A 7,397-nucleotide genomic window follows, 5' to 3' on the forward strand; every position below is an offset into this window, starting at 1 on the left:
CTCCTGTGCCACCGCCCCCGCTCGCTGGTACGGGTCGGTGAGGGTGTAGGCGATCTGCTCGGCGGCGGTGGCCAGTTCGGCACTTCGCTCGTGGTCACCGGCCGTGGCCACTGCCTGGGCCACCTTGGCCAGTGCCACCGCTCGCTGATCCGGGGCGTTGAGGGCGCGGGCGATGTGCTCGGCCCGCTGGTGGTCACCGGCTGCGGCCACTGCCCGGGCCACCCCGACCAGCGCCGACGCCTGGTGCGGGGCGGTGAGGGCTCGGGCGAGTGCTTCAGCCCGGTTGGGTTGGCCGAGGGCGGCCCAAACGGCCGGGAGCTCGGTAGGGATGTGGGCATTGCGGGATTCGAGTTGGCCCCGGTGGTGGGACAGCCTGGCCAGGGCGTACAGCTCCGGTTCCGGGCAGCCGAGGAGTAGGTCTTGGCAGGTCTTGATCTCGGCGAGGGCGGCGGTGTCGCCGCCGGACAGGTCGAGCATCCGGTCGTGACGTGCCGTATCGATGGCCAGGGCGGCCAGGCGCTTGATATCACCGGCGGTGCTCAGCATGCGGGGGTAGCCGGTCAGTAGGTATTCGGGGGTGTACGGCGGCCACGGCGGCAGGCCGTCGGTGGGCGTGCGATAGCTTTCGGCCCAGGTGTGCAACCGGTCCCGGTAGCGGACCAGGCGGTCATGGCCAAGGTAGTGAACGGAGGCGTTGTGCAGTTCCTCGTGGCCGAGCAGGTACACCTGCTGCCCGTCGTCCGGTGCCCAGGTGGCGAGCTGGCGGGTGAACGTGCGCCCGGCCACGGTGTGCAGTATCTCTTCGATGGTCACCAGTTCCGCACCAGTCAGCTCACGCAGGTCGGGGCCGGACAGGCTGCCCCGAGCAGCGGTCAGCAGACCCAGCAGATCCTGCTCAATGGGGCTGGCGGTGAGCAGGCGTTTGAGTTCGGACTTGCTGAGTCGTTGCAGATCCCGGGCACGGGGGGAGTCGCCGAGCAAGCGGATGATGCCCGGGTCGCGCAGCGGATGCCAGTCGGGCACGTCGTCGGGGATCGGCGGGTTGGGCCGGCCGGCGACGATGACCCGCATCCCGGCCGGTGGGCGGCCAGGCAGCAACCCGGCGATGCTGTGCGCCCCCGGCCCGGTGGTCACGCCACGGTCTTCATCCAGACCGTCGACGACCAGTACCAGCCGGCCACCCGCGTGACGACACACGTCCGCGGCCTGAGCGAGCAGATCCAGCAGGGCCGCTTCCCGGACTGCCTCATCGCTGCCGACCGGTAGGTCCAGGCGGAGCAGCGCACACAGCTGCTCTGTCAGCGCGGTGGTGAACGCCTCCCGCGTGTCCTGCGAGGCCAGCCGGGCGGTGACGAAGAACGACACCAGCCACACCCCACCGGCAGCGAGCGGGTCAGGCGGGTTGAGCACGAAGGTGGACAGCAGCGCAGACTTCCCGGCCCACGGTCCGGCCCGCCACCATACGTACGGACCGCGATGCTCATCCAGGCAGAAGCTGGCCAGGTCGGCCAGTTCGGCATCCCGGTCCAGCAGGTCGGGTGGGGCGATCCGCTCCACCTGCCGCCGGTACGTCGAGCGCACCGGCCGTGTCACGGCAGACGGCCGGTACTGGTGAATCTCGACGTTCCCGGCGACATACCTGAAGCTGGTCCCGCCACCCTCCTCGCCGGAGTGCCCAGGCGGCGGGCCGGCCGAACCATAAGGTGACCGCGGCTCCGCGGTAGGGGCCATGCCACCGGATGCTCCGGGTGCGGTCAGGGGCGTGACCGGCCCGGCTCGGTAGGGTCCGGCCGCTGCCCGCCCGCAGGACCGCGGTCCATGTGCACGTCCCCGGCGACCTGCCCGAACGCGATCCCGTCACCGCTGGCCTGGGCGTGGGCGTCTCCGGTGAACACCGCCGACCCGGCGCCGGTCACCACCGAGATGCCGTTGGCCTGCTCAGCGGCGCGCAGTTGGGTCACCAGTCCGGTGACTGCCTGGCTGAACTCGTCGTCTTTGCGCGCTGCGGCGGTGACGGCCAATTCCACCTGCTGACGGGTCAACTCGCTGACCTGCCCGTCATCGGTGGCGGCCTCGTCGGCCAGATCGTCCAGGGCGGGATGCGTGCCGAGCTTGGCGGCCACCGCCGTGTGCAGCTTGTCCATCCCGGCATCGATAACCGCATCCGCCTCGGTATCCAGGTGGCCGGCCGCTCGACGGGCCTTCCGTACCGCCCACGCGATCACGTACCCGGCCACTACCCCTGCCTCGATCACCATGCGACCTTCCTCTGCAACTGTCATCCCGCCCAACATGCATGGCCAGCCCTACCCACCACATCGGCGGATGCTGCCGTCCGGACTGGTGTATTTCATCGACCGGCACGAACACGAACCCCAGTCAACTCAGGGCCGTACGTACCACCATGAATACCGGGCCACGCTGTACGGGAAGACAGGAATCTTCAAACTGCCCCACCTCGGAGCGATTCCGCTGACGCCCTGCCACCCGAGGGTGCCGCCGGGGCCGTCCCGCCGGTCCGGGCTATTCCTCGGCGGCGCCGGGGTCATTCAGGGCCGCAGCCGGTTACGATCCTCGCACTGGAGCCACGTCAGAACGAGGCGCACTGATCGCCGCAGCAGCTGAAATGGCCGGCATCCGGCCCACGAAGGCACTGGAGGTAAAGGAGAACCCCACAGCACTCAAGGTAGCGATCATTGCTGATCAGCGAACCGCTGAAGCAGCCCAGGAAGCTCTTGAGGCGCGTGCTGCCGAAGCACGCAAGATCGACCGGGCGCAGTACGTCATGCAGGTCGCCTGCGACGGCAGGGCGAAGACCCCCGCTGGCAATTCCATTGAGTTGCCCGCCCAAGCCCAGAAGAAGGCCGTAGCGGTCGTCGAGGACGAGAGGGCCACGCCCGAAGCTGTCGCCGAAGCCTACGAGGCGGTCCAGGCCCTCATCGTCGAGACGGTCGCAGCCGATCCGCAGATCACGATCCGTGAGCAGCGGACACGTTTCACCAAGACCCTCACCAGTACGATGAAAAGCATCGAGTCCGTCGATGCGGACGACTTGCTCGCCGTTGCAGACGATGATCTGCGTGCCAGCATCATCGCCGCTCAAAGGCTGATCAACAGGCTCGCCAATCGCGTGGCCAACAGACCACCAGTCACGACGCCTGACGACTCTCTGCTCGGCTTGGAGGCACTCGCAACCTGCCGCGGGTGCCTCCTGCTTGTGTCCGCGATGAGAAGCAAGGGATGCCGCTCGCGACCCGATCCCGAGGTGTGATCGTGGGATCATCAAGGTCGGCCAGAGACGTCGAAGGGGGACCGAACGATGGTGTTCGATTTTAGTAAGTTGTCGACCGGAGATCCGATCTCGGATATCACCGATCCCACAGATTTGTTCGATGCCCTACCGAATAAGAAGCGTGGCTACGGCTACCTGCGCGCAGTGCAGCAGTCGGTCTTGGACGCCTGGGCCGCCCGACGCGACGAACACGATGTGGTCATCAAGACCAACACCGGCGGCGGCAAGACCGTCGTCGGGCTAGTCATTCTGCAATGTTGTCTCAATGAGAAGAAGGGACCAGCGCTCTACCTCGTCCCGACGCCGGATCTTGCTCGGCGTGTGCGGGAGGAGGCAGACAACCTTGGCCTCCCCACCGTGGACGACCCTGAAAAGCCAGCGTTTCTTCGCGGTGAAGCCATTTGTGTGACGACGATGAATGTGCTGATCAACGGTAAGAGCCGGTTTGGGATCGTTGGTGGCTTCCGGCAACCCGTCACGGTCGGCTCCGTCGTTGTTGATGACGCGCATGCAGCGCTGGCGATGACCGAGGAGAAGACGCGCCTGCGCATCCCCGGTGATCACCCAGCGTATGGCGCTCTGCTCGATATATTCGAGGATGACCTAAAAGCGCAGTCCTTGAACGGATTCAAGGACGTTCAGGCTCAGGATTCGAGTGCTGCCGTGCCGTGCCGTTCTGGGCATGGCAAGACAAGCATGAGGCAGTGTTGGAAGCGCTGCACGGCCATCGCCAAAGCTCGGTATTTGAGTGGTCGTGGCCAATTATCAGCGACCAACTGCAGTGGTGTCAGGTGGTGTTCAGCGCTCAGGACGTTGAGATCATGCCCTTCTGCCCGCCCATCGCGAAGCTCCCTAGTGACCTGAGTCAGAGGTTTGGCGTTAGTTGGTTATGAGTCGTCCGGGGCCGAAGATTCCGCCGTTGTCACTGACCGCTGCGCAACGGGCTGTGCTGGAGGGCTGGGTGCGTCGGCGGACGACCGCGCAGGCGCTGGCTCAGCGGTCACGGATCGTGCTGGAGTGCGCGGACGGCCACTCGATCATGGAGGTGTCCCGTCGGCTGCGGGTTGCGCCGGACACCGTCCGCACCTGGCGGCGGCGCTTCCTGGAACGGCTTGGACGGCTTGTGTGACGAGCCCAGGCCGGGTGTCCCGCGGAAGATTACCGACGCGGATGTGGAACGAGTGATCGTCAGAACGCTCGAGGAGAAACCGAAGAACGCGACGCACTGGTCGACGCGCTCGATGGCCGCCGCGACGGGCATGTCGCAGTCGACGGTATCCAGGATCTGGCGGGCATTCGCTCTGGCCCCGCACCGCTCGCAGACCTTCAAGCTCTCCACCGATCCGTTCTTCATCGACAAGGTCCGCGATGTCGTCGGCCTCTATCTCGACCCGCCGGAGAAGGCTCTGGTTCTCTGCGTGGACGAGAAGTCGCAGATCCAGGCCCTGGACCGGTCCCAGCCGGTCCTGCCGATGATGCCTGGGGTTCCCGAGCGCCGAAGTCACGACTACATCCGCGCCGGCACCACCACTCTCTTCGCCGCCCTGGAAGTCGCGACGGGCAAGGTGATCGGATCGCTCCACCGCCGCCACCGGGCCGTCGAGTTCAAGAAGTTCCTGGCCAAGCTCGACAGGGAAGTCCCGGCCGGCCTCCAGGTCCACCTGATCCTCGACAACTACGCGACGCACAAGACGCCCGAGATCAAGAAGTGGCTGCTGGCACACCCGCGCTTCCACCTGCACTTCACACCTACCAGCGCGTCGTGGCTGAACCTGGTCGAGCGGTGGTTCGCCGAACTCACGCAGAAGAAGCTCAAGCGCGGAGTGCACCGCTCCGTCCAGGCCCTCGAACGCGACGTCCGGGCCTGGCTGGCCGACTGGAACGACCAACCCAGGCCCTTCATCTGGACCAAGACGGCCGACGAAATCCTCGACAAAGTTGCCGCCTACTGCCACCGAATCTCTGACTCAGGTCACTAGCTTCGCGAAGGCAGATCGACGTATCTACCTGACAGCGACCTTGGCCGACGACAGCGTGTTGGTCACCAATTTCGATGCCGATCCCGACAGTGTCGCCGCCTCCATCGTTCCACCCAGCGCCGGTGATCTCGGTGACCGGTTGATCCTGGCCCCTCAAGAGCTCAACCCGGACATCACCCATGAGCAGGTGCGAGCCCTTGCCGCTGACGCCGCGACGATCCACAACGTCGTTGTCTTGGTCCCAAGCAAGCGCCAAGCGATCCATTGGCAGAACGAGGCCGCTGAGACTGTGAGTGCGGCCAGCCCCATCAGTGATGTGGTCGATCGGCTCACCCGAGGCCACGTCGGCCTGGTCGTCATCATCAACAGATACGACGGCATCGATCTGCCGAACGAGGCATGCCGACTTCTGATCATCGACAGCCTGCCGTTCGCATACAGCGGCAGAGAGCGCCGTGAGGCGATTGCACTGCGCGACAGCGAAGCCATGGTGACTCGCCAGCTTCAACGTCTCGAACAGGGCATGGGACGAGGCGTCCGGAGCCGCGATGACCGGTGTGCGGTTCTTCTGCTTGGCCCCCAGCTGACCCAGTTGCTCAACCGCCCCGAAGTAGCCGACCGTCTCTCCGCCGCAACCCGAGCCCAGCTCGAGCTGTCCCGCAAGGTTGCCAATAGCCTCGAAGGCACCGACGTCGCGATGCTGAGGCAGGTTATCGACCAGGTCATCGAAGCCGATCCCGCGTTTCGGCGGGCATCGCGGGAAGCTCTCGTAGGTGTGACCTACGGCCCGGCCTCGGTGTCTCCGTCGGCGGCTCATCTGCGCGCGGCCTACAACAGCGCAACTGGGTACCGTCCGCGCGAAGCTGCTGAACATGCGAAGGCCGCCGTCCATGCAGCCGAGGAGGCCGGTGACGGGGCCTCTGGCAGGCTGGCTTGGCGAGACGTACGCCGCGTACCTGCACGCCGTGGACGTTGTCGCAGCACAGCATGTTTTGACCGACGCAACCCGTGCCAACAATGCTGTCCTGCGCCCGCGCGCTGGCGTCGAGTACCAGCGGATCACGGCACCCTCGTCCCAGGCACAGCAAGCCGCTGCTTACCTCAGCAGCCGGTACACGGCTGGCCATGACTTGATCCTGGGCATCGACGCGACCTTGGCTGACATCGACTGGGACAATTCGCGGACGCCGGCCGCCGAGGCAGCCCTCGCGGAACTCGGCCAGCACATCGGATTTACCGTGCAACAGCCGGAACGAGACTACGGTATTGGTCCTGACGTTTTGTGGGCACTAGGCCAGCACACCTATGCAGTGATTGAGGCCAAGACCGGCGCGCAGGCTCCGAGAATCTGGAAGAAGGACATCAACCAGCTCGCGGGATCTGTCCACTGGTGCCACAGGGAGTACGGCAGCGACGCCACGGTCACCCCAGTGGTTGTGCATCCCAGCCATATCGTCGACAAGACAGGAACGCCGCCGATCGGAACACGAGTTATCACCGCCTCGAAGCTCAGTGCACTCAAGCAAGCGGTGAGGCAGTTCGCTCGTGCGGTCTCGCAAGACGGCAAGTACAACAAAGCTGCCGAGATTGAGCACCAGCTTGCCGCGCTCAGCCTTAACGTTGGGGTACTCGTCAGTAACTTCACTCAGGCCGCCTACCGCGAGGCAAAATAGAAGAGGCAGGCCAAGGTTCAGTGCGTTGTGGCAAAGGGAGTCCCTGTTCGATGAGCAGGGGCTTCTTCGTGTACGGGGCATTTTTGAGACGGGGTAGGGGCAGGCAGGGGACGGCTTGTTGTTGATCAGGGAGGTTGCTATGCCGTCGGTGCTGGGGTTGATGGAGCGGCGTGAGGCCGCGGGCGAGGCAGGAGCTGGAGTCCTGGACGGAGGTCCTCGAGCAGGCTCATGCGGAGGTGGACGCTGCGCGGGAGCGAGTCGAGCGAGCCCGGGTGGGGCGTGAGGAGCTCGTGTCGGTGCTGGCCGAGGAGAGTGCGGTGAATACGCCGGTTCCCGTGCCGCCTGGTGGTGAGGTGGCTGCCGCTGGGGCATCGGGCGGGCGGCCGCCGGTGTGGGAATCGGGCATGGGTGCGGAGGTGCTCAGCGGTGTATATCGGGAGGTGTTCGCCGCTG

General features: G+C 65.6%; 5 protein-coding genes and 2 pseudogenes. 5 read left to right on the forward strand and 2 right to left on the reverse strand.

What is annotated here, in order from left to right:
• Window positions 1-1,581, reverse strand: a pseudogene (locus ACFVW8_RS37685) (hypothetical protein); the annotation flags it as partial.
• A gap of 173 nt (window positions 1,582-1,754) precedes the next feature.
• Entirely contained in the window at window positions 1,755-2,258 is a 504-nt protein-coding gene (locus tag ACFVW8_RS37690; protein ID WP_389698310.1) for a hypothetical protein, read from the reverse strand.
• 368 nt (window positions 2,259-2,626) lie between these two features.
• Here ACFVW8_RS37690 and ACFVW8_RS37695 point away from each other — a divergent pair, with 368 nt between their 5' ends.
• The 5 genes and pseudogenes from ACFVW8_RS37695 (at window position 2,627) to ACFVW8_RS37715 (ending at window position 6,944) form a co-directional block, all read left to right on the forward strand.
• Window positions 2,627-3,271 carry a hypothetical protein gene (locus ACFVW8_RS37695; RefSeq protein WP_389698312.1) on the forward strand — a complete coding sequence of 215 codons (645 nt, stop codon included), beginning with the start codon at window positions 2,627-2,629 and terminating at the stop codon, window positions 3,269-3,271.
• A 48-nt stretch (window positions 3,272-3,319) separates the two neighbouring features.
• Window positions 3,320-4,156 (forward strand): DEAD/DEAH box helicase, encoded by an 837-nt coding sequence (locus ACFVW8_RS37700; RefSeq protein WP_389698314.1) that lies wholly within the window; start codon window positions 3,320-3,322, stop codon window positions 4,154-4,156.
• 25 nt (window positions 4,157-4,181) lie between these two features.
• Window positions 4,182-5,271 (forward strand): annotated as a pseudogene (locus ACFVW8_RS37705) (IS630 family transposase).
• A 40-nt stretch (window positions 5,272-5,311) separates the two neighbouring features.
• A complete protein-coding gene (locus ACFVW8_RS37710; protein WP_389698316.1) occupies window positions 5,312-6,400 on the forward strand; it encodes a helicase C-terminal domain-containing protein in 1,089 nt (362 codons plus the stop codon).
• Between the two features lie 25 nt (window positions 6,401-6,425).
• Complete coding sequence (locus tag ACFVW8_RS37715; protein ID WP_389698318.1) at window positions 6,426-6,944, forward strand: hypothetical protein; 519 nt, start codon at window positions 6,426-6,428, stop codon at window positions 6,942-6,944.
• The last annotated feature ends 453 nt before the right edge of the window (window positions 6,945-7,397 follow it).

The organism is Streptomyces sp. NPDC058221 (assembly GCF_042882365.1).
GTDB lineage: Bacteria > Actinomycetota > Actinomycetes > Streptomycetales > Streptomycetaceae > Streptomyces.

What these genes read in the sequence shown, in the direction of transcription:
- ACFVW8_RS37700 (WP_389698314.1), top strand. Translation starts at nt 3,320, where the DNA reads ATGGTGTTCGATTTTAGTAAGTTGTCGACCGGAGATCCGATCTCGGAT.
- ACFVW8_RS37695 (WP_389698312.1), top strand. Translation starts at nt 2,627, where the DNA reads ATGGCCGGCATCCGGCCCACGAAGGCACTGGAGGTAAAGGAGAACCCC.
- ACFVW8_RS37690 (WP_389698310.1), bottom strand. Translation starts at nt 2,258, where the DNA reads ATGGTGATCGAGGCAGGGGTAGTGGCCGGGTACGTGATCGCGTGGGCG.